The sequence below is a fragment of the Exiguobacterium sp. SL-10 genome, from assembly GCF_004337025.1.
Lineage (GTDB): Bacteria > Bacillota > Bacilli > Exiguobacteriales > Exiguobacteriaceae > Exiguobacterium.
Genome location: NZ_SJUP01000010.1, coordinates 76,930 through 103,479, shown reverse-complemented (window position 1 = coordinate 103,479; position 26,550 = coordinate 76,930). Strand labels below are relative to the sequence as shown.

Here is a 26,550-nt window from a genome sequence, read left to right as displayed (position 1 = left end):
TGAGATTTCCCTTTGAGCAATCAAGAAAGACCCCTCAGAGACGATGAGGTAGATAGGTCATGGGTGGAAGCACGGCGACGTGTGGAGCTGAATGATACTAATCGGTCGAGGCTTTGATCTAGTCTAATGGTTTGTATGAATTGATGAGTCTTCAGTTTTGAGAGAACAATCTCTCTATGTCTGGTGGCGATGGCGAAGTGGTCACACCCGTTCCCATGCCGAACACGGAAGTTAAGCACTTCAGCGCCGAAAGTAGTTGGGGGTCTCCCCCTGTGAGGATAGGACGTCGCCAGGCAAACGGTGGTTCTGGAGCATTCGCTCAAGGGCCGCCGCTTTTTTTATTTATATCGTGATTCAAATGAAAGAGAGGAAGAACAGATGGCCAAAAAAATCAAAGTATACGTCGAGCCAAACGAGACGATCGATGAGTGTTTAAATCGAATTGCTCAAATGGGGTATCGCCCGGTACGTAGGATTGAAAAGCCTGTCTTTGAACAAACGGGAACCAAAGACGAACCTGTACATTCCCATCAGTCGATTTTATTTGAGTGCGTCACTCTCGAATCATAATGCCAAACCGTCACGAACGAGTGACGGTTTTTTTGTATTTTGATAGCGCTAAAGACGAACGATGAATATTCAGACAATTAAATTGTTCGCAGTTTGTTGACATGTTTTAAAGGAACAAGGTACGATAGGCGTGTGAGTTAAGAAAATTAAATAGTGCTCCATATAATCGCGAGGAAATGGCTCGCAAGTTTCTACCTGATCGCCGATTCTGATCAGACTATGGGGTATAGTCGACATTTTTTTGTCGTGGTCTATACCCTAAACTGGTTATTCGGTTTAGGGATTTCTTTTTTTAAGGGGGACATTTAAGTGAAGGCAACAGTAGGTGTGATCATGGGTAGTTCATCTGATTGGGAAACAATGAGCCACGCTTGTGAAATCCTTGAAGAGTTGAGTATTCCATATGAAAAACAAGTTGTCTCGGCGCATCGGACGCCGGACTTAATGTTCGACTACGCCGAGGAAGCACGAGCACGTGGCATACAGGTCATTATCGCAGGAGCGGGAGGGGCAGCCCATCTACCAGGCATGGTCGCCGCAAAGACGACGCTTCCTGTCATCGGGGTCCCCGTACAATCCAAGGCATTAAATGGACTCGATTCATTGCTCTCGATTGTTCAAATGCCGGCAGGTGTGCCGGTCGCAACCGTCGCCATCGGTCGAGCTGGGGCGACAAACGCAGGTCTTCTCGCGGCACAAATCTTGAGCCTCCAATCTCCTGAATTGATTGAACGTCTCGAGAAGTACCGTCAAGCGAAACGAGATATGGCACTCAAAGCGACGGAGGAGCTGATTTGATGAGAATAGGAATTTTAGGCGGAGGTCAGCTAGGTCGGATGATGTCACTTAGTGCGAGTGCTATGGGATACGATACGCTAAGTCTTGATCCAAACCCAAACGCACCGGCCGCTCAGGTCTCACCAAGCATCGTGGCTACATTTGATGACGTCACAGCAGCTCGTGAACTCGCTCAACGTTCAGATATTATCACATACGAATTCGAAAATATCGATACAGCGATGATTGAAGCCATTGCTGATAAATGCCCGCAAGGGATGGATGTCTTGAAGGCGACACAGCATCGAATCTTTGAAAAGCAAATGATTGAAGGGGCAGGTCTTCAAGTCGCACCGTACATTCCAGTCCGTTCCGTCCGTGATGTCATTCGAGCAAGAGACGTGTTAGGTTTTCCGTTCGTGATTAAGACGTGCCGGTTCGGATATGACGGGAAAGGTCAAACGGTACTGAAGTCGGAACAAGATATTCGCGCATTTACGGATCAGTTCGAAGAGACGGAGTACGTGGCCGAAGCTTGGCTACCTTTTAAAAAAGAAATCTCTGTCATCGTAACGAGAGGGACGCACGAGACGACAACGTTCCCGATCAGCGAGAATATTCACCGGAACAATATTTTACACTTATCGATCGTGCCAGCACGAGTGGACCAAGACATTTTGGAAGAGGCCCGGCATTTGGCCCTTCAACTCGTAGACCACATCGGATTGATTGGAACGCTTGCGGTGGAATTATTCATCATGGAAGACGGTTCATTGTATGTGAATGAACTAGCCCCACGCCCCCATAACTCAGGGCATTATACGATTGACGCCTGTGAGACGTCACAGTTCGAACAACACATTCGGGCGATCGTCGGGATGAACCTTGGGAGAACGACGCTACGTACCCCGGTTGTCATGGTCAACTTGTTAGGCGAACACCTGGACGAGCTGAATCCGCAAACGTTACCGTCGAATGTTAAACTACATTTGTATGGGAAAGAAGAAGCGAAGGTTGGTCGGAAGATGGGGCACTTGAACGTGCTCGCCGATTCCGTCGAAGAAGCGCTTCAGACCATCGAACAATTGGCAATTTGGAAGGAGACCGTTTTATGATTTCACGTTATACCCGTCCCGAGATGGCGGCGATTTGGACAGATCAAAACAAATTTGAGGCATGGCTTCAAGTAGAGCTTTACGCATGTGAGGCGTGGAGCGAACTAGGCGTTATTCCGAAAGAAGACGTCTCGGTATTGTGGGACAAGGCATCGTTTGATGTCGAACGCATCCTGGAGATTGAACAAGAGACACGCCATGATGTCATTGCCTTCACTCGTGCCGTCTCAGAGACACTCGGCGAAGAGAAGAAGTGGGTACATTACGGATTGACTTCGACGGACGTCGTCGATACGGCCTTGTCGTACTTGATTAAGCAAGCGAACGACATTTTAGAAGCCGATATCGACCGTTTCATCGACATCCTCGCCGAGAAAGCAAAAGCACATAAGTACGACATCATGATGGGACGTACACACGGCGTTCACGCAGAACCGACGACGTTCGGATTAAAGCTCGCCCTTTGGTACGAAGAGATGAAACGTAACAAGAAGCGATTCATGGCCGCCCGTGAGACAATCGAGTTCGGAAAGATGAGTGGTGCGGTAGGCACGTTCGCAAACATCGATCCATTCATCGAATCGTATGTGTGTGACAAGTTAGGAATTCAAGCAGCGCCAATTTCGACACAGACGTTACAACGTGACCGTCACGCCGAGTACATGTCGACGCTCGCGTTAATCGCCACATCAATCGAGAAGATGGCGACAGAGATTCGCGGACTCCAAAAGACAGAGACACGCGAAGTCGAAGAATTCTTCGCCAAGGGCCAAAAAGGTTCGTCAGCAATGCCGCATAAACGTAACCCAATCGGTTCAGAGAACATGACAGGCCTTGCCCGTGTCATTCGCGGTCATATGGTGACGGCGTATGAGAACGTCCCGCTCTGGCATGAACGTGATATCTCGCACTCATCAGCCGAACGAATCATCCTTCCGGATGCGACGAGCCTCCTCAACTATATGTTGAACCGATTCGGCAATATCGTGAAGAACTTGACCGTCTTCCCGGACAACATGCGACGGAACATGGACCGGACGTTTGGTATCATTTTCTCACAACGGATTTTGCTCGCGTTGATTGAAAAAGGATGGTCGCGCGAAGCGGCGTATGACGCTGTTCAGCCAAAGGCGATGCAAGCGTGGGAAGAAGAGACGATGTTCCGCACCTTGATTGAACGAGACGAAGAGATGGGCGCGCTCTTCACGAGTGACGAGCTCGACGAACTATTCGACCCGAGCCATCACGTGCGACGTGTCGATACAATCTTTGAACGCTGTGGTTTGTGATCGTTGAGGGGCATCATGCCCCTCTCACTTTTAAGGGGGACGATACAGATGGAAGCAATTTACGAAGGTAAGGCGAAAGCGTTATTTGAGACAGAAGATCAGGGTGTGCTCCGCGTCTATTACAAAGACGACGCGACAGCATTTAACGGGGAAAAGAAAGAATCGATTGCCGGAAAAGGTGTTTTGAACAACGCCATTACGACGCGTTTGTTCGAGCTCATGCACGACAACAAGATTCCGACACATTTCATTAAGCGTCTATCGGACCGCGAGCAACTCGTGCGCCGTGTAAAAATCATCCCGCTTGAAGTCGTCGTGCGAAACGTCGCCGCCGGAAGCCTTGCGAAACGACTCGGTTGGGAAGAAGGGACACCGCTCCTGTCACCAATCGTCGAGTTCTACTATAAAGATGACGCACTTGGAGACCCGCTCTTAACAGAGGACCATATCCGTTTACTACAAGTCGCCACACACAAAGAAGTCGAAACATTGCGACAACTCGGCCTGTGGGTCAACGATGTACTGCTCGATTTCTTTAATGAACATGGCATCGATTTAATCGATTTCAAACTTGAGTTCGGTAAAGTCGACAGCACAATCATCCTTGCCGACGAGATCTCACCAGACACATGCCGCCTCTGGGACAAAGAGACGAAACAAAAGCTCGATAAAGACGTTTTTCGTAGAGACCTCGGATCTCTGACAGACACGTATAGCCAGTTGTTAACACGCATAGGGGGAATGAACTGATGAAAAAAGTAAACGTGTACGTGACATTACGTGAAAGTGTACTCGACCCACAAGGGGTCGCCGTCAAAGGCGGACTCGAACATCTCGGTTTTACAGGCGTTGAATCAGTACGGATCGGGAAAGTCATCGAACTCCAAGTTGAAGATGCAACGACCGAAGCGATGGTCCGTGACATGTGCGAGAAGCTACTCGTCAACACGGTCATCGAGAACTATCGGATCGAGATGGGGGTACTCGCATGAAATTCGCTGTCATCGTCTTCCCGGGATCAAACTGTGACCTCGACATGTACCATGCTGTAAAAGATGTCCTCGGCGAAGAAGCAGATTATGTGTTCCATACGGAAACGTCGCTTGACGGTTACGACGGTGTGCTCCTTCCAGGCGGATTCTCATACGGAGATTACTTGCGCTGTGGCGCCATCGCCCAGTTCTCGCCAATCATGAGTGAAGTCAAACGGTTCGCCGAAGAAGGGCGTCCAGTACTCGGCGTCTGTAACGGTTTCCAAGTGCTCGTCGAAGCGGGACTTCTCCCAGGCGTGTTGATGCGCAACCGAGACTTGAAGTTCATGTGCAAGACGGTCGAATTGAAAGTCGAGACGAACGAGACGATGTTTACGAACGATTATGGGCTCGGGGAGACGATTCAAGTCCCGATCGCGCATGGAGAAGGCAACTATTACTGTGACGAGGCGACGCTAGAGGAGCTCCGAGCGAATGGGCAAATCGCCTTCACATATACCGACAATCCGAACGGATCGGTCGCGAATATTGCAGGAATCACGAACAAACAAGGCAACGTGCTCGGAATGATGCCACACCCGGAACGAGCGGTCGAAGCATTGCTCGGCGGGGAAGACGGCAAACGATTATTCACTTCGATGGTGAAATGGGGGACTCGACATGCTACTTACAACTGAACCGACAGCAACACACATCCGTGAAGAGCGACTTTACGCCACGATGGGCTTGACCGACGAAGAATACGCGCTCGTTGTCTCACTCCTTGGACGTGAGCCGAATTACACAGAGATCGGGTTATTCTCGGTCATGTGGTCTGAACACTGTTCGTACAAAAACTCGAAGCCTGTCCTGCGGAAATTCCCTACCACTGGGAAACACGTCCTTCAAGGACCTGGGGAAGGTGCTGGCATCGTCGATATCGGCGATGGTCAGGCCGTCGCATTTAAAATCGAGAGCCATAACCATCCGTCGGCCATCGAGCCTTACCAAGGAGCGGCTACGGGTGTTGGCGGGATTATCCGTGACATCTTCTCGATGGGCGCGCGTCCGGTCGCACTCCTCAACTCGCTTCGCTTCGGAGATTTGAACGAATCACGTGTGAAACATCTCTTCGGACATGTCGTCTCAGGCATCGCCGGGTACGGCAACTGTGTCGGCATCCCGACAGTCGGCGGGGAAGTCGCCTTCGACCCGGCCTATGCCGGTAATCCACTCGTCAACGCCATGTGCGTCGGACTCATTCGCCATGAAGACATTCAAAAAGGAATTGCCGAAGGGATCGGCAACTCGGTCATGTATGTCGGTGCGACGACCGGACGTGACGGCATTCACGGAGCGACGTTCGCCTCGGAAGAACTCGGTGAGGATGCGGACGAGAAACGTCCGGCCGTCCAAGTCGGTGACCCGTTCATGGAGAAGCTATTGATTGAGGCGTGTTTGGAAGTCATCAAGCACCCGTCGCTCGTCGGCATCCAAGACATGGGGGCAGCCGGTCTCACGTCGTCTTCGGCCGAGATGGCATCGAAAGCGGGGATGGGCATCGAGATGAACCTCGACCTCGTGCCACAACGCGAGGCGGACATGACGCCTTACGAGATGATGTTGTCCGAGTCACAAGAACGGATGCTCCTCGTCGTTAAGGCAGGACACGAAGAGGAAATCGAAGCCATCGTCACGAAGTGGGGACTTCATGCAATCAAAGTCGGCGAAGTCATCGAAGACAAAGTGCTCCGTCTTCTTCATCACGGGGAAGTCGCGGCCGAAGTACCGGTCGACGCGCTCGCAGAAGACGCACCGGTTTACCATAAGCCGTCGAAAGTACCGGCTTATTATGAGACGTTCCAAGCGATGGAACCGGTCCAACCGGTCGTCACGGACGTGCTCACGACATGGAAAGATGTGCTCGCCATGCCGACCATCGCTTCGAAACGCTGGGTGTATGAGCAATACGATCATATGGTCCAAACGTCGACCGTGGTCGCACCAGGCAGTGACGCGGCCGTCATCCGGATTCGTGACACGGACAAGGCGCTCGCGATGACGACGGACTGCAACGCCAAATACGTGTACCTTGACCCACGTGTCGGCGGTGCGATCGCGGTCGCAGAGGCGGCGCGCAACATCGTCGCGAGTGGCGCCACGCCGCTCGCGCTCACCGACTGCTTGAACTTTGGTAGTCCGGATAAGCCAGAAGGCTTCTGGCAGCTTGACCAAGCGGTAGAAGGGATGGCCGAGGCGTGCCTTGCCCTCGACACACCGGTTATCGGTGGAAATGTGTCACTTTACAACGAATCGAACGGGGCGGCAATTTATCCGACTCCGGTCGTCGGTATGGTCGGTTTGATCGACAAGCCGGAACATATCACGACGTCGTTCGCGAAAGCGACAGGCGATATCATCTTCCTTCTAGGCGAGACGAAACCTGAATTCGGGGGCAGTGCGCTTCAAATGCTGCAAGATGGTAAAGTGAGCGGTCAAGCGCCGACGCTTGACCTTGAAACAGAGAGCCGTCAGCAACAAGCACTCCTCACGGCAATCCGTGAAGGACTTGTCACGGCGGCCCATGACGTCTCGGAAGGCGGACTCGCCGCGGCACTTCCTGAGCTCGTGTTCGGCACGGGCTTCGGCGCAGACGTCACGGTCGACACAGATCTCGTGACGACGCTCTTCAGTGAATCACAGTCACGATTCCTCGTCACGGTCGCGCCAAGTCATGCTGACACATTCGCCTCATTGACGAAAGCGACACGCATCGGGCAGGTGACAGACACGACACAACTGACGATCCGTGCGAGCGATCGTTTGATTGAAATGAACGTCACGGAACTTGAACGGGTATGGGAAGGAGCTATTCCATGTTATATGACATCCGAGGCATGAACGAGGAGTGTGGAGTGTTCGGGGTGTTTAATCACCACGAAGCGTCACACCTCGCCTACTACGGCCTCCACAGTCTGCAACACCGGGGACAAGAAGGCACGGGCATCGTCACGGCTGACGGTGAGCACTTGCACGCCAAACGCGGGCTCGGGCTCGTTGCCGAAGTGTTCGACGAACCGTCGCTCGACGCATTGACCGGGCAGCACGCCATCGGTCATGTCCGTTATTCGACGGCAGGCGGTAACACGCTCGAGAACGTTCAACCGCTCCATTTCAAGTCACTCACAGGTGACCTCGCGATGGCGCACAACGGCAACCTCGTCAACGCCAACGAGTTGAAACATATGCTCGAAGCGGAAGGGGCTATCTTTCAGACGACGTCCGACACGGAAGTCGTCGCCCACTTGATTAAGCGGAGCCGCGGTAATTCGATGAAAGAGCGAATCGCAGACAGCTTGGCTCGTCTCGTCGGCGCGTTCGCCTTCCTTTTCTTGACGGAAGACGCGCTCTATGTCGGCGTTGACGTCCATGGGTTACGTCCACTCTCGCTCGGGCAAACTGAGGACGGGGCTTACGTATTCGCCTCAGAGACATGCGCGTTTGACGTCGTGGGGGCGACGTACGTACGCGATGTCGAGCCAGGAGAACTGTTGATGATCACAAAAGACGGGATTGTGTCGGAGCGGTACAGCGAAGCAGCGGTCCGCGCGATGTGTTCAATGGAATACATCTACTTTTCGCGGCCGGACTCCATCATCGACGGGATTAACGTGCATACGGCTCGTAAGGCGATGGGGAAAAAAATGTTCGATGAGGCGCCGGTCGAAGCGGATGTCGTCACCGGCGTCCCTGACTCGAGCATTTCGGCGGCCATCGGTTATGCCGAGGCGAGCGGGATTCCGTACGAGATGGGACTCATCAAAAACCGTTACGTCGGGCGGACGTTCATTCAACCGTCGCAAGAATTACGGGAGCGCGGCGTCAAGATGAAACTGTCGGCGCTTCGAGGCGTCGTGAGCGGGAAGCGGGTCATCATGGTCGACGATTCGATCGTCCGCGGTACGACGAGCCGACGCATCGTCAAGTTGCTCCGTGAAGCCGGGGCGACCGAGGTGCACGTGCGCATCACGTCACCACCAATCAAGCATCCGTGCTATTACGGCATCGATACATCATCAAAGGAAGAGTTAATTGCGGCCACCAAATCCATCGAAGAGATTAAAGAAGAGATTGGGGCCGATTCACTAGCGTTCCTCACATTGGACGGGACGGTCGAAGCGATTGACCGTCCGTTTGAAGGGAACTTGCGCGGGCAGTGTGCCGCTTGCTTCACCGGACTTTATCCAACTGAACTGGCGGAACTTGTAACCGAGACAAAAGCTTGAGGGGGACTGACGATGAGTTTAAGATATGAACAAGCGGGTGTGAATTTAGAAGCAGGCTATGAGGCAGTATCACGTATGAAGCGTCACGTTGCACGGACGATGCGTCCAGAAGTGATGACTGGGCTCGGCAGTTTCGGGGCGATGATTGACCTTGGCTCGATGCAGTTGAAACATCCGATTCTCGTCAGCGGAACGGATGGGGTCGGCACGAAGCTTAAACTCGCGTTCGCGCTCGACCAACATGATACGATTGGAATTGACTGTGTAGCGATGTGTGTCAATGACTGTCTCGTCCACGGTGCCGAACCGCTTTATTTCTTAGACTATATCGCGACCGGCAAAGCGGAACCGGCCAAACTTGAGCGCATCGTCGCAGGCGTCGCCGAAGGATGTGTCCAAGCAGGCTGTGCCCTCGTCGGCGGCGAGACGGCCGAGATGCCGGGTATGTATCCGGACGGCGAGTATGATATCGCCGGATTCGCCGTCGGTGTCGTCGAGAAAGAAGCACTCATCGATGGACGAACGATTGAAGCGGGGGATATCGTCCTAGGGTTAGCATCATCGGGTGTCCACTCGAACGGTTTTTCCCTCGTCCGCCATATCGTCGAGTCGCAAGGACTTGCCTACACCGATGAGATCGCCATGCTCGACACGACGCTCGGGAACGCCCTCTTGTTGCCGACGCGCATTTATTCCGAGGCGGCGAAAGCGGCCATCGCGACGGGACGCGTCCAAGGCATGGCCCATATCACGGGCGGTGGGTTTTACGAGAACGTGCCACGCATGCTGCCGGAAGGCTTTGGTGTCACATTTGATGCCTCGAGTTGGCCGAGCCTGCCGGTGTTCGACTGGCTCGAACAAGTCGGACACGTCTCGAAACAAGAGATGTTCAACGTCTTCAACATGGGTATCGGCTTCATGATCACGGTCCGTCCTGAAGATGTCGAAGCCGTCGAAGCCGCACTCGAGCGCGCCGGCGAGACGTCACATCGCATCGGGAAAGTCGATGCCAAACCAGGAGTCCGCATCATGGGGGTCGACCAGTGAAAAAGTTTGCCATCTTCGCCTCCGGGTCCGGTAGCAACGCCGAAGCGATTTGGCAAGCCATCGACCGAGGTGACTTGTCAGGGGAATGCGTCCTCCTCGTCACGGACAAACCGGAAGCAAGAGTACTCGAACGGGCGGAGCGATTCAACATCCCGAGCTTCTCGTTCGAACCGAAGACGTATGCATCAAAAGTAGAATTCGAACAAGAGATTCTTGTCTTATTACAGGCACTCGGCGCAGACTATATCGTCTTGGCCGGGTATATGCGGTTGATTGGGGACGTGCTGCTTACCGCGTATCCAAAGCACATCATCAACATCCATCCGTCGCTCTTACCGGCATTCCCTGGTAAAGATGCCATCGGACAAGCACTCGCGGCGAACGTGCCGACGAGCGGCGTCACCGTGCACTACGTCGATGCCGGGATGGATACGGGACCGATGATTGCGCAACAAGAAGTCGTCATTTCAAGCTGTGATGCGGCCGAAGCGACACGACGCATCCAAGCGGTCGAGCATCAGCTCTATCCGCGCGTACTACAACAAGTGTTTATCCAACAGGAGGTTTTCAAGTGAGAGCATTACTGAGTGTGTCAGATAAAACTGGAATCGTTGAACTCGCACAAGCATTGCATGAAGCGGGTATCGAACTCATTTCGACAGGCGGGACGGAAGCGGCGCTCATCGCGGCCGGCCTTCCCGTGAAAAACATCTCGGAAGTGACATCGTTCCCAGAGATGCTCGACGGTCGCGTGAAGACGCTCCATCCGCTCGTGCATGGCGGACTTCTCGGACGCCGTGATTTGGACTCGCACGTCGAGCAGATGAAAGACCACGACATCGAACCGATTGACTATGTCGTCGTCAATCTGTATCCGTTCAAAGAGACGATCGCGAAAGAGAATGCGACGTATGATGAAGCGATTGAAAATATCGATATCGGTGGGCCGAGCATGCTCCGTTCGGCCGCGAAAAACCATGCCAGCGTGACGGTCGTCGTTGACCCGGCCGACTATGGTCATGTGGCCGAAGCAGTTCGTGACGGCGGGACGACGTTCGAAACACGTCAACGTCTTGCGACAAAAGCGTTCCGTCACACGGCGGCGTATGACGCCTTGATTGCCGACTATCTAGGACAACAGATCGGCGAGACGTTCCCAGAGCAGCTCACGGTCACGTATGAGAAAGTACAAGACCTCCGTTACGGGGAAAACCCGCACCAGCAGGCAGCGTTTTATAAGACGCCCCTCTATCACGGGATGACGCTCGCAAACGCAGTGCAGCTCCACGGCAAGGAACTTTCGTATAACAACATCCAAGACACGAACGCTGCGCTCGAGGCGCTAAGTGAATTGACGGAGCCGGCTGCCGTCGTCGTCAAACATATGAACCCGTGCGGCGTCGCCGTCGGACGGACGATTAGCCAAGCGTTCTCAAGAGCCCATGCGGCCGATCCGGTCTCGATTTTTGGTGGGATCGTCGCTTTGAACCGTGAAGTCGATGTAGAGACGGCAGAGGCGCTTCGTAACATTTTCTTAGAAATCATCATCGCACCATCCTTTAGTGAGGCAGCACTTGACCGATTGAAAGAGAAGAAGAATCTTCGGTTATTGACGCTCGAAATGGGTCAGATGACCGGTATGCGTTTGACCGCGGTCGCAGGTGGCCTTCTCGTGCAAGACGGGGACGACGTCACACTCGACGATGCGTCATGCCAAATCGTGACCGACCGTCGCCCGACGGCGTCTGAGTGGGAAGACTTGAAACTCGCGTGGCGCGTCGTCAAGCACGTGAAATCAAACGCCATCGTCGTAGCGAAAGATGAGACGACAATCGGTATTGGCGCTGGACAGATGAACCGCGTCGGCGCGGCGAAAATCGCTTTCGAACAAGCCGGTGAACGTGCGCAAGGGGCTGCGCTCGGTAGCGATGCGTTCTTCCCGATGGGGGACACGGTCGAAGCCGCAGCTGCAGCCGGGATCACAGCCATCATCCAACCAGGCGGATCGATTCGTGACGAAGAATCAATCGAAGCGGCGAACCGACACGGAATCACGATGGTGTTCACGTCAGTTCGACACTTTAAACACTGAGAGGAGCGATACGATGAACGTACTCGTCATTGGACGCGGCGGGCGTGAGCACGCACTCGCCTGGAAGTTGAGACAAGACGGACATGAAGTGTTCGTCGCTCCGGGTAATCTTAATATGAGCGGAGTGACGTGTGTGCCGATCGAAGAGACGGATGCTTCGGCTCTTGTCGCGTTTGCGAAGCGTGAAGCGATGGACTGGACGATTGTTGGTCCGGAGTCATCTCTCATGGCCGGCGTCGTCGATTTGTTTCAAGACCATGGTCAAAAAATCTTCGGACCGACGAAGGCAGCGGCGTTGCTTGAAGGCAGTAAAGCGTTCGCGAAAGAAGTGATGCGCGAAGCCAATATTCCGACAGCGGGGTATGACACGTTCACGGACGCAGCGTCAGCGCTACGTCATATCGATCAGTCGGCAGCCCCACTCGTCGTCAAAGCGGACGGGCTCGCTGCCGGCAAAGGCGTGACCGTCGCGTTCACACTCGATGAGGCGCGGGCTGCGATTCACGACATCTTCGACACCGATAAGTTCGGAGACCAGTCTCGTGTCGTCATCGAAGAGTTTTTGGATGGGGAAGAGTTTTCGCTCATGGCGTTCGTCTCAGGAGAGCACGTCATCCCGATGATCACGTCACAAGACCATAAGCGCGCTTATGACGGAGACGCGGGACCGAACACGGGTGGCATGGGCGCGTATAGCCCGATGCCTCACTTAGATGATGCTGTGTATCAAGAGGCGGTCGAACGTGTGCTCTTCCCGCTTGCACGGACGATGGTCGAGCGGGGCACCCCGTTCGAAGGGTTCTTGTACGCGGGTCTCATTCTAACAGAGGACGGTCCGAAAGTGATCGAGTTCAACGCGCGGTTCGGCGACCCCGAGACCGAGGTCATTCTCCCGAACTTGGCGTCCCCGCTCCTCGAGGTCATCGAGGCGGTCGTGGAAGAGAAGCCGTATCCGATTGAATGGGTGGATGGCTACACGATCGGTGTCGTCGTCGCAGCGGAAGGGTATCCTGATAAAGCGGCGACCGGCCAAGTATTGTCAGGTTTTGAGCGTTTACCAGACGATGTGATTGTGTTTCATGCAGGGACGACCCGTGACGGATCCCACATCGTCGGTAACGGGGGACGATTGTTCGTGCTCACGTCGACGAAACCAACGTTGCTCGAAGCGAAGACGGCCGTTTATACGGCACTCGAACAGCTCGAATTGCCTCAGACATTTTATCGTCGAGATATCGGTGGACGGGCATTGGCACAGATTTTTTAAAGGATGGGTCAACCCGTCCTTTTTTTCATGCGAAAAGAAGGGAATTCTCGCTTCCTGCTCTACAATAGTGGAGTAGATTGAAGGAAGAAGGTGGTCGACGTGCGCATTCGGACGAAGCTCATGATTGCAGTGGCCGTGAATATAATTGTGTTTGTCGGTGTCATCTTTTTTGGGGTCCGCCCTTATTTCATTGAGAAAAGCATGGAGCAAGACCGCCAAATGGTTGAACGGCGAATCGCCAGTGTGACTGAGACGTTGGTCAATCGAAAAAGTACGCTCGAACGGACGCTCGTCGATTGGGCGGTCTGGAATGATACGTATACGTTCGTTCAAAATCAGAATGATAAGTATATAAATAGCAACATCAGTGAGGAGACACTTGAAAATTTGGGTGTACAGGCGATGGTGTTTTTAAATCGTACAGGCGAGGTCGAATACTCGACATTCCGTCAAGAAGATTCGCCATTATCAAAAGCGAGTCAGCAAACGATTATCTCTGATATTACGAAACGGTTGAGACCGAACCTAGAACTACAAGACGGTGTATATGATAGCGAGTACGGGCCAATTTTATACGCCAGTCATCCGATTTTACGAAGTGATTCGAGCGGACCCGCACAAGGAACACTCGTCATGCTTAAATTCGTTGACGTTGATTTTTTGGCAGACTTAAGTGCTCAAACGAAAATCCAGCTGACCATTCAGCCTGCTCAATATAGCGAGACGAAGATGACGCTTCAAAATGATGGGACCGAGGTGGTCGTGCCTCTCGATACTGTTTTTCAAACAACAGACTTCGAAGTCAGTTTTATCGTTGAACCGACTCATTATCAGAACACGATTTCGATGCTGCGACTAGGTATGTTTGCGTTACTTGTGCTCGGGTTAGGTTTGTTTTTATCGCTTCTATGGACGATTCATCATGTTGTGATTCGACGATTGATAGAAATTGTCGATGAGTTGAAACAAATCACGCTCGAGCGAGATAGCCGGCTTCGACTCAGTCGTGACAAACATAGCCGAGACGAGATCGAACAGATGGCAATGAGCATGAACGAAGTGCTGTCTGCACTCGAAGATACACGGGCAGAAGTACTCGATCGCGCGTTCCGCGACGCATTGACCCAACTGCCGAACCGCCTCGGTCTCGAAGACTATTTTTCAACCGTGAGAGGAAGACATGGACGAATCGGTGTGATTGGTTTGGATTTGGATGACTTCCGACGGATCAACGACCAATACGGACATCGAACGGGTGACTCGGTTCTGATCTATATCGCCTCGCGACTCAATTTCTATAAAGAAGCCGGATTCGTCGCCCGCATCGGAGCCGATGAGTTTATGCTCGTGCACCCGGGGTGGACGCTCGAGCAGTTACAGCCGGTCGCCCGGCACTTGACGAAAGATTTGAAGGACTGGGCCGATGTCAACGGAGTGAAAGGGATGGCGGTGACGATTGGAATCGATGTGTTCACTTGTGCCGAACCGCACCATACGTACGAGATCATGATGGGGCGGCTCGACGTCGTCATTCATGAGGCGAAAATGTCCGGGAAAAACCGTGTCCTCACATTCCAAGAGATTGAGGATGGGAGCCATTATTTACAGACGCTCGAGATGGAACGCGATTTGCGACATGCCCTCGAGCATGATGAGTTTGAGTTATACTATCAGCCCATCGTATCGCCTCGACCATTTTCGGTGCGAGGCGTCGAAGCACTCATCCGTTGGAATCATCCGAGCAAAGGTCAAATCTCACCGGGGTTGTTTATCCCGGTCGCTGAACAGCTCGGTCTGATTTCAGACTTGGGACGTTGGGTGCTCGAACAAGCAGTCATGGAAATGACAGAGCAAGTGAAGCGCCATCACTTGTTCCTTTCGATTAACGTATCGAAACGCCAAATTGCCGACGGATCATTTTTAGATTCATTGGAACACGTACTGACCGAAACGGGATTTGACCCTCATCGTCTTCATGTTGAAATCACTGAAAGTGAGGTCGGTGGGAACTTGTATGAACTTCAGCAGTTCATCCACGCACTAAAAGCAATTGGTGTTAAAATCTCGCTCGACGACTTTGGTGTCGGCACGTCGTCGTTGTCCTTTTTACAGTCGCTTCAACTCGATATTATTAAAATCGATCAAAACTTCGTCAAAGGGATTCCGGAGAATACGTTCGACCGGGCCCTCCTTGAAGGACTTTACCAGACGTTCCACACACTCGGTCTTGATATCGTCACCGAAGGGGTCGAACGTCCCGAACAGCTCGCCTTCGTGCTCGAGCATAGTAGTTCACTCATTCAAGGTTATCATTACAGTAAACCGGTTCCGCTCGCTCAACTCGAGCATTATTTGAAGCAAACGGTCATGATGTATGACTGATGAAGACGCCTCCCGAGGGAGGTGTCTTTATTTGTGTGAATTTCATGTGAATTCCGTTACAATGGTCAACATAGCTTGCGACCCTTTCATAGAAAAGGTAAACTTGAAACAGATGAAAGAAAACGCTTACAAAATTATTGTTTAATAATAATGGCGAGGCGATTAAGGGAGGATTGGGTTCGATGCCAACAAAACGATCGGCGCGGGCACCGTGGTCTAAAGCGATGATTCGGTCACAATTAGAAGTCGTGAGCCAAGTCAGGCCACCTTCGCTCGTATTGACGAATGCCACATACTTGAACATGTACGTGAAGCAATGGAAACAAGCAAATATTTGGATCGAGCATGACCGAATCGTCTACGTCGGGCCGGATTTGCCGAAAACGGCCGTCGAGACGGTGGACGTATCCGGAAAATATATCGTCCCCGGCTATATCGAGCCACACGCTCATCCATTTCAACTTTATAATCCGGCGACGCTGTCGAAGTATGCAGGCGAGCGGGGGACAACGACGCTCGTGAATGACAACATGCTTCTTTTTTTACAAAATAAGGAGCAAGCGTTTGCACAACTCGACGCGATGCAACAGTTACCGACGAGCACGTATTGGTGGGCCCGTCTTGATACACAAACCGAACTCGACCGGGACAGTGTCCTTGTCGATTCAGAGCGGATTCACGACTGGTTCAATCATCCGGACGTCATCATGGCCGGTGAGTTGACGGCATGGCCGCGTACATTGAAGGGCGATGACGAGATGCTCCAATGGATGCTCGACGCGGAGACGTGCGGGCTCCCGGTCGAAGGACATTTCCCAGGTGCTTCGGCGAAGACATTGACGAAGATGGCGTTGATGGGTGTTCACAGCGACCATGAAGCGATGACAGCAGACGAGGCGCTATGCCGGCTCGAACACGGCTATACGACGACGCTCCGTCATTCTTCGATTCGTCCCGATCTTCCAGGATTGATCCGCGGTCTTCTCGACGCCGGACTTGAGGCGTTCGATCATGTGATGGTCACGACGGACGGATCGACCCCAGGTTTTTATCAAGACGGGCTTCAAGACGCGCTCGTCAAGATTATGATTGATGCCGGGTTGCCGCCGATTGAGGCGTATCGGATCGTGTCGTTGAATGTGGCGCGACATTTTGGTCTCGACCACGTCCTCGGTTCGATTGCGCCGGGGCGCATCGCCCATCTCAATATTCTTGATGCGATCGACGAGCCACGTCCGACCGCCGTCATCGCCAAAGGTCAATGGATTTATCGGGACGGGACGTCATTGTTCCCGAACGAGCTCGTCGATGCGGCGCTCGCGCTCATGCCATCGACGGACGTCGATATCGAACTGACGCCGAACGATCTGTCGTTCAGCATGCCGGTCGGGCTTGATATGGTCAACTCGGTCATCATGAAACTGTTCAAAATCTCGCACGACACCGGGCAAGATGAACTGCCGCGTGACGGGGACGAATCGTTCCTCATGTTGCTTGATAAAGAAGGGAAATGGCGCCTCAATACGGTGTTAAAAGGGTTTGCCAACGACTTTGGCGGTCTCGTCAGTTCGTATTCAATCAGTGGTGACTACTTGATTCTCGGAAAATGCAAACAAGATATGTTGATGGCGTTCGAACGAATGAAACAGCTCGGCGGCGGCATCGTTCTCGTCGACCGTGGCGAGATGATCGCGGAAATTCCGCTCCCGCTCTGTGGCATGACGTCGCAAGAGCCGGTCGAACAGTTGATCGTCCAAGAAGAGCGGTTGCGGTCTGAGCTGCTCGCGCGCGGATACAAGTTCGAAGACCCGATCTATACGCTCTTGTTCTTGGCATCGACACACTTGCCGTACGTCCGGGCCACACCGCTCGGAATTTACGAAGTGATGAAGAAACAAATACTATTTCCGGCGATTTTACGATGAACAGTTGAGTCCGAGCCGGTCGTGCTTTAGAATGATAAAGAAGTACGATGGAGAGAGGATGCTTGCGGATGCAACTCGATAAATTACGAGGACGAGAGCTCGATCAGCTGTTTGAGGCGATTTTGAAGCTCGATACACTCGAAGATTGTTATCAACTATTTGAAGATTTAGCGACCGTGAACGAAGTGCAGGCGCTCGCCCAACGGCTAGAAGTGGCCCGCCAAATTCGTGAAGGTAGCACGTACCATAAAATTGAAGAAGCGACAGGAGCTTCGACGGCCACGATTTCCCGCGTCAAGCGTTGCTTGAACTACGGGTCAGGCGGCTATGATCTTGCCCTTGAACGTCTACAACAATCAGAAGGTGGCTCATAAGAGTCATCTTGTTTTTGATGGGAGAGGAGGGGCGAGATGCAAGACAAGTTTATGAAGCGAAATTTACAGCTGTTCTTTCGGAAGCTGACACCGGTCCAGACACTCGTGTTGATTTATAGCGCGGCGGTCGTGTTGGCCGTCATTTTGCTCGCTTTACCGATTGCGCGACAACCGGGCGTCTCGATTACGTTCACCGATCTCGTCTTTTTCGCGGTCAGCTGTGTCAGCGTCACCGGATTGACCCCGATCGTCGTGACCGATACGTTCTCGACGTTCGGATTATTTATCATCTTGTTCATCGTTCAAGTGAGCGGGGTCGGTCTGATCAGTCTTCACGTCATCATGTGGATTTTGCTTGGCAAGCGCATCGGTTTTCGCGAGCGCCAGCTCATTTTACGTGACCAAAACCAGACGTCGATGTCTGGGATCGTCAAGTATATCACCGAGATCGTCATCACCGTTATCGCGATTGAAGCGGTCGGTGCGGTATTGCTTGGGGTCCATTACTTAAATTACTTCGATACGGCCAGCGAGGCGTTCCTGCAAGGCCTGTTCGGTTCGATCAGTGCGACGACGAACGCCGGCTTCGACATCACCGGCAGCTCGCTCGCACCATTCCGGGAAGATCCGTTCGTTATCTTTACGCAAATCGCGCTCATGACCGGTGGTGCCATCGGGTTCCCGGTCCTCGTCGAGATTCGCACGTATTTGACGAACCGGATCATTCGGAAGCGCGAGAATTTCCCGCGCCGGTTCTCACTGTTCACAAAACTGACGGTATCGACGTTCTTCATCTTGATTGCCATTGGGACCGTCGGCTTGTTCCTGTTTGAGTATGATAACGCGTTCAAAGAGTTACCGCTCTGGCTCGCACTCTCGGACTCGTTGTTCCAGTCCGTGACGACGCGAAATGGGGGGTTGTCGACCGTCGATGTCAACTTGTTCTCGGAAGGTAGTATGTTGCTACTGTCGATTCTCATGTTCATCGGGGCGTCACCGTCCTCGGTCGGTGGGGGGATTCGAACGACGACGTTCGCCGTCGCCGTGCTCGGGGTCATCGCGTTCATTCGCGGGGACTCGTCCATTAAAATCTTCGGACGTGAGATTGTGCTCGAGGACATTTGGAAAGCGTTCGTCATCATCACCGTATCACTGGCCGTCCTGTTGACCGGGGTCATGGTGCTGACGTTCTTCGAGGATGCATCGCTCACCCGGATTTTGTTCGAGGCATGTTCGGCGTTCGGGACGACCGGATTGTCGGTCGGCCTATCGTCTGAATTCAGTAACGTCGGCAAGTGGGTGCTCACCATTTTAATGTTCATTGGACGCATCGGTGTCATCGCCTTCATCTTGATTTTGCAGCGGAGACAGCCGAAGCGGATGTACAACTATCCGAAAGAATCGATCATCTTAGGGTAAGGAGATCAGAACATGAAAGCTTTTTGGATCAATTTCGGTTACGTGTTCGCCGTCCCGGTGTTGCCGTTCATCGCAGTCGTGAACGGAACGGCGCTCTGTTCACCAGATTCACCGCTACTTGATATTCCAGTGCTCGGCTTTTTCTTGGCCAACCCGCTTTGGTTCATCCCGGTGTACGGGCTGTTCGCGCTGCTCGTCGCCAAGTGGATGACGGCCCGCGAACAAAAGACGCACGCCAGACGTGCTTGAGACTTGCCTCGGCAAGTCTTTTTTTTGTTCAACAGATGCAAGCGACGGGAAAAATCGCTACACTAGAGAAGGTATCGAAGGGGAGGGAAGTCGAATGGATTTTCAATCGTGGCGCCACGTGTTTAAACTAGATCCGAATAAACCGCTCGATGATTCGGCGCTCGCGGCGCTCATTCGCTCTGGTACGGACGCCTTCCTCATCGGAGGGACCGACGGGGTCGATGCGGAGAACACATTCGCGCTCTATGCCCGACTCGAAGGGTGCGGCATTCCGCTCGCGCTCGAGATGAGCCATCCTGAGCAAGTGATTCGTGGTTTCGATCACTATTTTATTCCGACCGTCCTGAATGCTGGAACGGTTGACTGGCTCATCGGTCATCAAGTGAAGGCGTTTGAACGGCATGGACACTTGTTTCATGACCATGTGACCGGACAAGGCTATATCGTTTTGAACCCTGAGGCGAAAGTGGCTCACGTGACCGAGGCGAAAAGCAATCTCTCGATCGAGCAGGCGGTTGCGTATGCGGAAGCAGGTCATCGCTTGTTCCGTTTGCCTTCGCTCTACTTGGAGTATAGCGGCACACTCGGGTCCGTCGAGCTCGTCAAAGAAGTTCGCTTGGCGGTGCCGGACGCCCATTTGTTTTATGGGGGCGGTATTACCGGGTACGAGTCGGCCCGGATGATGGCCGAACACGCGGACACGATTGTCGTCGGCAATGTGATTTATGACAATTTCGAAGGAGCGCTTGCGACTGTCGCGGCACTCCGATAAAATAAGAACAAACGTTTGGTTATAGAAAGGAAACGATTATGTACAACTTGAGTGAAGAATTAGTCAAAGGCATGAACCCCCCGCAGGCGGAGGCAGTCAAATATACGGACGGTCCGCTCCTCATCATGGCCGGGGCAGGGTCTGGGAAAACGCGTGTCTTGACACATCGCGTCGCCTACTTGATGGCATCGAAACAAATCGCCCCGTGGAACATTCTCGCCATTACGTTCACGAACAAAGCGGCCCGCGAGATGAAAGACCGGATCGCCCGCCTCGTCGGTGGCGTCGCGGACGATATTTGGATTTCAACGTTCCACTCGATGTGTGTCCGGATTTTACGCCGTGATATCGATCGCATCCGCTATGACCGGAACTTCTCGATTCTCGATTCGTCCGATCAGTTGACGGCAATCAAGCAAGTGCTCAAAGAGTTGAACCTTGACCCGAAAAAATATGAGCCGCGGACGCTCCTCGGCATGATCTCGAACCATAAGAACGAACTCCGCACGCCGCAAGACGCAGCCGCACTCGTTGGCAACAACCCATACGAGAAAGTCATTTCGGACGTCTATACGGCGTATGAGAAGAAGTTGAAGCAGAACAACGTGCTCGACTTTGACGACTTGATCATGAAGGCGATCCAGTTATTCCAAGAAGCACCGGACGTACTCGCGTTTTATCAGAAGAAATTCCAATACATCCACGTCGACGAGTATCAAGATACGAACCGGGCCCAATATACGCTCGTTAAACTGCTCGCGCAAGCGCATGAGAACTTGTGTGTCGTCGGTGACTCGGACCAGTCGATCTATCGCTGGCGCGGGGCCGACATCGCCAACATCTTGACGTTCGAGAAAGATTACCCGAGCGCGCACGTCATCTTACTCGAACAAAACTATCGATCGACGAAACGGATTTTGGAAGCGGCGAACGGTGTCATTCAAAATAACTCGAGTCGTAAAGACAAGAAGCTCTGGACGGAGAATGTTGAAGGGGAGAAATTGCTCCTTCACGTCGCTTCGGACGACCGGGATGAAGCGTTCTTTATCATCAATCAGATGAAAGAACTCCGCCAAGAAGGCGTCGATTACGGCGAGATGGCCGTCTTGTATCGGACGAACGCCCAATCGCGTGGACTCGAAGAAATGCTCCTCAAGTCGAACATTCCATATAAGATGGTCGGTGGGACGAAGTTCTATGAGCGAAAAGAAATCAAGGATATCTTGGCGTATTTACGCTTGATCGCCAATCCGGATGAGGATATTTCCTTCGTCCGTGTCGTCAACGAACCGAAACGCGGCATCGGCGCCGCGACGGTCGATAAGCTCGGTGACTTTGCCGGGATGCAAGGCGTGTCGCTCATGGAAGCGATCCGTGACATCGAACTGTCTGGGATTGCCCCACGCACAGCGACGAAGCTCGCCGAGTTCCGTCAATTGATGGTCGATTTGCGTCAAATGGCCGATTACTTGTCCATCTCGGAATTGATTGAAGAAGTATTGAAGAAGTCAGGGTACGAAGAGATGCTTAAAATCGAGAAGACGCTCGAAGCCGAGAGCCGACTCGAGAACTTGCAAGAATTTCTCTCGGTCGCCCAAAACTTTGAGAAAGAGAGTGACGAACAGACGCTCGTCGCGTTCCTGACCGATTTGACACTCGTCTCGGACCTCGACACACTCGAAGAAGTCGATGAGTTGCACCAAGTGACGCTCATGACGCTGCACTCGGCCAAAGGACTCGAGTTCCCGGTCGTCTTCTTGATCGGGATGGAAGAAGGACTGTTCCCACACAGTCGTGCCTTGAACGACCCGGAAGAGATGGAAGAAGAACGCCGCCTCGCATACGTCGGCATCACCCGGGCCGAAAAGCGTCTCTATTTGACGCGGGCCCAGTCGCGTATGTTATACGGGCGTTTCCAAAACAACCCGGAATCACGATTCTTGCATGAGTTGCCAGAGACGCTCTTAGAGCGGTCGGGCAAAGCGAAAAAGCCGATGCCATGGAATCCGGTCGAGTCGCCTGGGAAACTTCCGGTGAACGGATTCAGCTCGAAACCAAAACCGAAACTCGCCCAGTCGTCCGGTGCCGAATCAATTGGTTGGGGAGTCGGAGACAAGGCAAATCATAAAAAGTGGGGACAAGGCACGGTCGTTCAGACGCGTGGCGAAGGCGATCAGCTCGAACTCGATATCGCGTTCCCGGCAGTCGGCATCAAACGCCTGCTCGCCAAGTTTGCCCCAATCGAAAAAGCGTGAGGTGATTCTATGGAGATGGCAGAACGTGTTGAAGCGATTCGTCAAAAGTTAAATCAATACGGGTATGAATATTATGTGCTCGACCGGCCTAGTGTTCCGGATGCGGAATACGACCGTCTCATGAACGAATTGATTGAAATCGAGACGGACTATCCAGAACTCCGCAGTCCGGACTCGCCGACGCAACGTGTCGGCGGTGCCCCGCTCGACGCGTTCGTCAAAGTGACGCATGACACACCGATGCTGTCGCTCGGGAACGTGTTCTCGAAAGAAGAGCTCGTCGAATGGGTCGAACGCATTGAAAAAGATCTCGGTTACAGTCCACTCTTCGTCGCCGAGCTCAAGTTTGACGGACTTGCCGTATCGCTTAAATACGAAGACGGGCGGTTCGTCCGTGGTGCGACGCGCGGTGACGGGACGACGGGGGAAGACATCACACAAAACTTGAAGACAATCCGCTCAATCCCGCTCCGATTGAACGAGGACGTGACGTTCGAGGTGCGTGGTGAGGCATATATGCCGAAGCGGTCGTTCGAACATTTGAACGATGAGCGGGAACGCCTTGGGGAACCGTTATTCGCCAACCCACGAAATGCGGCTGCAGGCTCGCTCCGCCAACTCGACTCGAAAGTCGCGGCGTCGCGGAACTTGGCGTTTTTCGCCTACGGGCTTGTCTCGACGGACGATCTCGTCGCCTCGCACGACGCGTCGCTTGCGTACTTGGGCCGTCTCGGAATTGCCGTCAGCCAAGAATACACGACGTGTCATACGGCCGATGAGTTATGGGACTATATTGAAACGTACGTAACGAAGCGGTCGGAACTGCCGTACGAGATTGACGGCATCGTCATCAAAGTCGCGGCCTACGAGGAGCAAGAACAGCTCGGCTTTACGGCGAAGAGTCCACGCTGGGCCGTCGCGTATAAATTCCCGGCCGAAGAAGTCGTGACGACGATCGAAGACGTCGACTTCAGTGTCGGGCGGACTGGAAAAGTCACGCCGCGGGCGCGGTTCGCACCGGTCTCAGTCGCAGGGTCGACCGTGACGTACGCGACGCTCCATAACGAGGACTTCATTTTAGAGAAGGACCTTCATATCGGGGACCGCGTCGTCATCAAGAAAGCCGGCGATGTGATCCCGGCCGTCGTCTCTGCGCTCGTCAGTGAGCGGACAGGCGATGAGACGGAAATCGTCTTCCCGACCCATTGTCCAGCTTGTGAATCTGAACTCGTCCGGTTAGAAGGGGAGGCGGACCATCGTTGCGTCAATCCGGAATGTCCGGCCCAACTGCTTGAAGGGCTGATTCATTTCGTGTCGCGCCCGGCGATGAATATCGATGGCCTCGGCGAGAAAGTGATCACACAACTCCACGCGTCCGGGCTCGTCCACAACGTGGCCGACCTGTACCGTCTCGACCGGGACGCGCTCCTCGCGCTCGACCGGATGGGCGAGACGTCGGTGACGAACTTGCTCGCGGCGATTGAACAGTCGAAACAGAACTCGCTCGAGCGTGTCTTGTTCGCCCTCGGCATCCGTCTTGTCGGCCAGAAAGCGGCTGTGTTGATTGCGGAGCGGTTCGAGACGATGGACGCGGTCATGGAAGCATCCATCGACGAATTGACGTCAATCGATGGCATCGGGACGAAGATGGCGGAATCGATCGCCTTATACTTCGAGAAGCCGGAAGCCCGTGACCTCGTCCGTGACCTCGGTGAGGCGGGTGTCAATTTGACGTTCAAAGGTGCAAAACGACCAGTTGATCTGGATGCCCCACTCGCCGGCAAGACGGTCGTCTTGACCGGGAAACTCCATGAGATGACGCGCGGCGAAGCCGGGAAGCGACTTGAGTTGCTCGGTGCGAGCGTCACGGGAAGTGTCAGCAAGAACACCGATATTCTCGTCGCTGGCGAGAAGGCCGGGTCGAAACTGACGAAGGCCGAATCGCTTGGCATCGAAGTCTGGGACGAGGCGGCGTTGCTCGCTTTCTTAGCAGAACAGTCTTAACAGAAAGGTCTTCCATGAGAAGGCCTTTTTTTCATTGACCTGATTTTCAACGGTTTTGAGATGGCGACGGGTTCGTTGGAACGTGCGATGGGTAATGAATAGTATCTACAAATACTTTTTGACACCAAGAACTCACACCACGACTCGCGCACAATCATCCTCCATTCCTCTCCCGTGCCGGAGCGTGTCATCGCAGACGTTCGTCACAGTTTGGCAGACACCTTAGAGGAGGAACCATCATGAGAAACACAAAACGACGTATGTTTGCACTCATCACATTCGTCCTCGTATTGATTAGTATGTGGGCACCGAATAGTATTTATGCGAACTCGACGATGACACCGACCACGATTTACGCACAAATTGAGTTGAGCACCGACGAAATCGAGGTGTACGAGGAAGCGAGCCTAATCTACGCGGACGTGACGTATTATGGGGCTCGTGAAACGGAAACGGTTTGGCGGTTCATGATTGACGCGACCGAGGTCGACGTGACGACTATCGATCAAGTCACGTTATATAACAATGAGGGCGTTCCGTATTCATTTCCGAGTGCCGTCTATGCGTTCGAGATGGAGGAACTTGCAGATGAGTCGAGTGAACCGGGTGACGATGGGACGGAGACGGTTCCGGACGTCGAAACACCAATCGAGCCTCCGCTCGTTGAACCGGAAGCATCGCCAGAAGAACCTGTGACAGAAGAACCTGTGACAGAAGAGGTGACTGAACCGTCCGCCACACCCGATGTGACGAGTGAGACGGATGTGACGAACGAAATGATTGGCCTCGAGGTCGGAAAAGAGGCAAATATTGACCAAGCCGTCGTCGGTGGGATGATCCCGTATACGTTCGTCATCGAGAACACAGGCGAGACGACACTCACGATTACATCCATCGAGGATGAGTTCTTTAGTGGCGACATCGACGCTGACAAGGTCGAAGCATTCAATGCTGACGTGCGTGAGCAGTTGATGGCGCTCATCGGGAAAAACGGCCTCGCTGCAGGTGAACGTGTCGAGACGACGGTCCACTTAACAATCCCGAGCGACTATGACCGAACGAACGCGCCTGAAATCGGGAACGTGTTCCGTGTCGCGGCGACTGATACTTACGGTCGGGTCATCGATGCCGAGAGTCAACAAATCGTCTTGTTGAATCAGGCCGATTTCACGGTCACGAAGACGGCGCGCCCGGAGACGGTGCACCCGGGAGAGACAATTCGTTACACGTATACGATCACGAACACGTCGAACGTCACGTTATATTTTGTCGACGTCATCGATGAATGGACGAGTGGGGCGTTGACGACCGAGGAACAACGCGAGACGACCGAGACACTTCGAGACGGTATGCGGGCCCTCGCTGAAATCGAGAACGGGCTCGTACCAGGTGAAGGAGTTGTGCTTGAGATGGAAAAAGTGCTTTTGCCGTCCTATGATGTGCGAGCGGGCGCGATCTTGACGAACCGGACGACGTTCACGTTCGAGGTCAATCGTGAGGCGCGTGTGTCGCGGACGGTCGAGGCGACCGTGCACGTGAAGCAACATATTCCGAAACCGGACAACGATAACCATGATGACCAAGATGAATCGGTCTATGTGCCGGAACCGACGACCCCGGTGACACCGGACCAAGCGACGTTGCCGATGACAGGTTCGACGGAAACGCGGGGGACGGTCATTGGTCTCATCTTGATCGGACTCGGTCTCTTGTTCGTGACACATCGACGCCGTCCAACCTCGAAAGCGTGAACGTG

General features: G+C 53.3%; 22 protein-coding genes, 2 rRNA genes and 1 riboswitch. All 24 genes read left to right on the top strand.

Annotated elements, in window-relative coordinates:
* Window positions 1-121 (top strand): 23S ribosomal RNA (locus EVJ33_RS11725); the annotation flags it as partial.
* Between the two features lie 58 nt (window positions 122-179).
* Window positions 180-295, top strand: a 5S ribosomal RNA gene (gene rrf / locus EVJ33_RS11720).
* 83 nt (window positions 296-378) lie between these two features.
* A complete protein-coding gene (locus EVJ33_RS11715) occupies window positions 379-570 on the top strand; it encodes an NETI motif-containing protein (protein WP_131437343.1) in 192 nt (63 codons plus the stop codon).
* A 138-nt stretch (window positions 571-708) separates the two neighbouring features.
* A riboswitch (purine riboswitch) is annotated at window positions 709-810 on the top strand.
* Window positions 811-879: 69 nt separating this feature from the next.
* Complete coding sequence (gene purE, locus EVJ33_RS11710) at window positions 880-1,368, top strand: 5-(carboxyamino)imidazole ribonucleotide mutase (protein WP_131437341.1); 489 nt, start codon at window positions 880-882, stop codon at window positions 1,366-1,368.
* On the top strand, window positions 1,368-2,462 hold the full coding sequence (purK, locus tag EVJ33_RS11705) for a 5-(carboxyamino)imidazole ribonucleotide synthase (RefSeq protein WP_201739707.1): 1,095 nt from the start codon (window positions 1,368-1,370) through the stop codon (window positions 2,460-2,462). The genes purE and purK overlap by 1 nt, the downstream gene beginning before the upstream one ends.
* Window positions 2,459-3,751: an adenylosuccinate lyase gene (gene purB / locus EVJ33_RS11700; RefSeq protein ID WP_131437337.1), complete on the top strand. Its 1,293-nt coding sequence runs from the start codon at window positions 2,459-2,461 to the stop codon at window positions 3,749-3,751. Before purK ends, purB begins: the two co-directional genes overlap by 4 nt.
* A 48-nt stretch (window positions 3,752-3,799) precedes the next feature.
* Window positions 3,800-4,501, top strand: a complete 702-nt coding sequence (gene purC / locus EVJ33_RS11695) for a phosphoribosylaminoimidazolesuccinocarboxamide synthase (RefSeq protein WP_131437335.1) — start codon at window positions 3,800-3,802, stop codon at window positions 4,499-4,501.
* Entirely contained in the window at window positions 4,501-4,743 is a 243-nt protein-coding gene (gene purS, locus EVJ33_RS11690; protein ID WP_131437333.1) for a phosphoribosylformylglycinamidine synthase subunit PurS, read from the top strand. Before purC ends, purS begins: the two co-directional genes overlap by 1 nt.
* Window positions 4,740-5,420: a phosphoribosylformylglycinamidine synthase subunit PurQ gene (gene purQ / locus EVJ33_RS11685; protein ID WP_131437331.1), complete on the top strand. Its 681-nt coding sequence runs from the start codon at window positions 4,740-4,742 to the stop codon at window positions 5,418-5,420. The genes purS and purQ overlap by 4 nt, the downstream gene beginning before the upstream one ends.
* Window positions 5,404-7,623 (top strand): phosphoribosylformylglycinamidine synthase subunit PurL, encoded by a 2,220-nt coding sequence (gene purL / locus EVJ33_RS11680; protein WP_131437329.1) that lies wholly within the window; start codon window positions 5,404-5,406, stop codon window positions 7,621-7,623. The genes purQ and purL overlap by 17 nt, the downstream gene beginning before the upstream one ends.
* The gene (gene purF, locus EVJ33_RS11675; protein ID WP_131437327.1) at window positions 7,599-9,008 is read left to right on the top strand and encodes an amidophosphoribosyltransferase; all 1,410 of its coding nucleotides are present in this window, start codon (window positions 7,599-7,601) and stop codon (window positions 9,006-9,008) included. The genes purL and purF overlap by 25 nt, the downstream gene beginning before the upstream one ends.
* Before the next feature lie 12 nt (window positions 9,009-9,020).
* Entirely contained in the window at window positions 9,021-10,055 is a 1,035-nt protein-coding gene (gene purM, locus EVJ33_RS11670; RefSeq protein WP_131437325.1) for a phosphoribosylformylglycinamidine cyclo-ligase, read from the top strand.
* Window positions 10,052-10,630 (top strand): phosphoribosylglycinamide formyltransferase, encoded by a 579-nt coding sequence (gene purN, locus EVJ33_RS11665; protein WP_131437323.1) that lies wholly within the window; start codon window positions 10,052-10,054, stop codon window positions 10,628-10,630. The genes purM and purN overlap by 4 nt, the downstream gene beginning before the upstream one ends.
* A complete protein-coding gene (purH, locus tag EVJ33_RS11660; protein WP_131437321.1) occupies window positions 10,627-12,147 on the top strand; it encodes a bifunctional phosphoribosylaminoimidazolecarboxamide formyltransferase/IMP cyclohydrolase in 1,521 nt (506 codons plus the stop codon). The genes purN and purH overlap by 4 nt, the downstream gene beginning before the upstream one ends.
* Before the next feature lie 13 nt (window positions 12,148-12,160).
* Window positions 12,161-13,414: a phosphoribosylamine--glycine ligase gene (purD, locus tag EVJ33_RS11655; protein WP_131437319.1), complete on the top strand. Its 1,254-nt coding sequence runs from the start codon at window positions 12,161-12,163 to the stop codon at window positions 13,412-13,414.
* Between the two features lie 99 nt (window positions 13,415-13,513).
* On the top strand, window positions 13,514-15,796 hold the full coding sequence (locus tag EVJ33_RS11650) for a bifunctional diguanylate cyclase/phosphodiesterase (RefSeq protein ID WP_236634611.1): 2,283 nt from the start codon (window positions 13,514-13,516) through the stop codon (window positions 15,794-15,796).
* Window positions 15,797-15,978: 182 nt separating this feature from the next.
* A complete protein-coding gene (locus EVJ33_RS11645; RefSeq protein WP_131437315.1) occupies window positions 15,979-17,721 on the top strand; it encodes an adenine deaminase C-terminal domain-containing protein in 1,743 nt (580 codons plus the stop codon).
* A gap of 68 nt (window positions 17,722-17,789) precedes the next feature.
* Window positions 17,790-18,095, top strand: coding sequence for a YerC/YecD family TrpR-related protein (locus EVJ33_RS11640; RefSeq protein WP_131437313.1), 306 nt, complete (start codon window positions 17,790-17,792; stop codon window positions 18,093-18,095).
* Between the two features lie 36 nt (window positions 18,096-18,131).
* Entirely contained in the window at window positions 18,132-19,514 is a 1,383-nt protein-coding gene (locus EVJ33_RS11635) for a TrkH family potassium uptake protein (RefSeq protein ID WP_131437311.1), read from the top strand.
* A 12-nt stretch (window positions 19,515-19,526) separates the two neighbouring features.
* Window positions 19,527-19,763 (top strand): hypothetical protein, encoded by a 237-nt coding sequence (locus EVJ33_RS11630; protein WP_131437309.1) that lies wholly within the window; start codon window positions 19,527-19,529, stop codon window positions 19,761-19,763.
* A 94-nt stretch (window positions 19,764-19,857) separates the two neighbouring features.
* Window positions 19,858-20,535, top strand: a complete 678-nt coding sequence (gene pcrB, locus EVJ33_RS11625) for a heptaprenylglyceryl phosphate synthase (protein WP_131437307.1) — start codon at window positions 19,858-19,860, stop codon at window positions 20,533-20,535.
* 38 nt (window positions 20,536-20,573) lie between these two features.
* Window positions 20,574-22,790, top strand: coding sequence for a DNA helicase PcrA (gene pcrA / locus EVJ33_RS11620; protein ID WP_131437306.1), 2,217 nt, complete (start codon window positions 20,574-20,576; stop codon window positions 22,788-22,790).
* A gap of 9 nt (window positions 22,791-22,799) precedes the next feature.
* A complete protein-coding gene (gene ligA / locus EVJ33_RS11615) occupies window positions 22,800-24,794 on the top strand; it encodes an NAD-dependent DNA ligase LigA (protein WP_131437304.1) in 1,995 nt (664 codons plus the stop codon).
* Between the two features lie 239 nt (window positions 24,795-25,033).
* Window positions 25,034-26,545: a DUF7507 domain-containing protein gene (locus tag EVJ33_RS11610; RefSeq protein WP_131437303.1), complete on the top strand. Its 1,512-nt coding sequence runs from the start codon at window positions 25,034-25,036 to the stop codon at window positions 26,543-26,545.
* Window positions 26,546-26,550 lie beyond the last annotated feature (5 nt).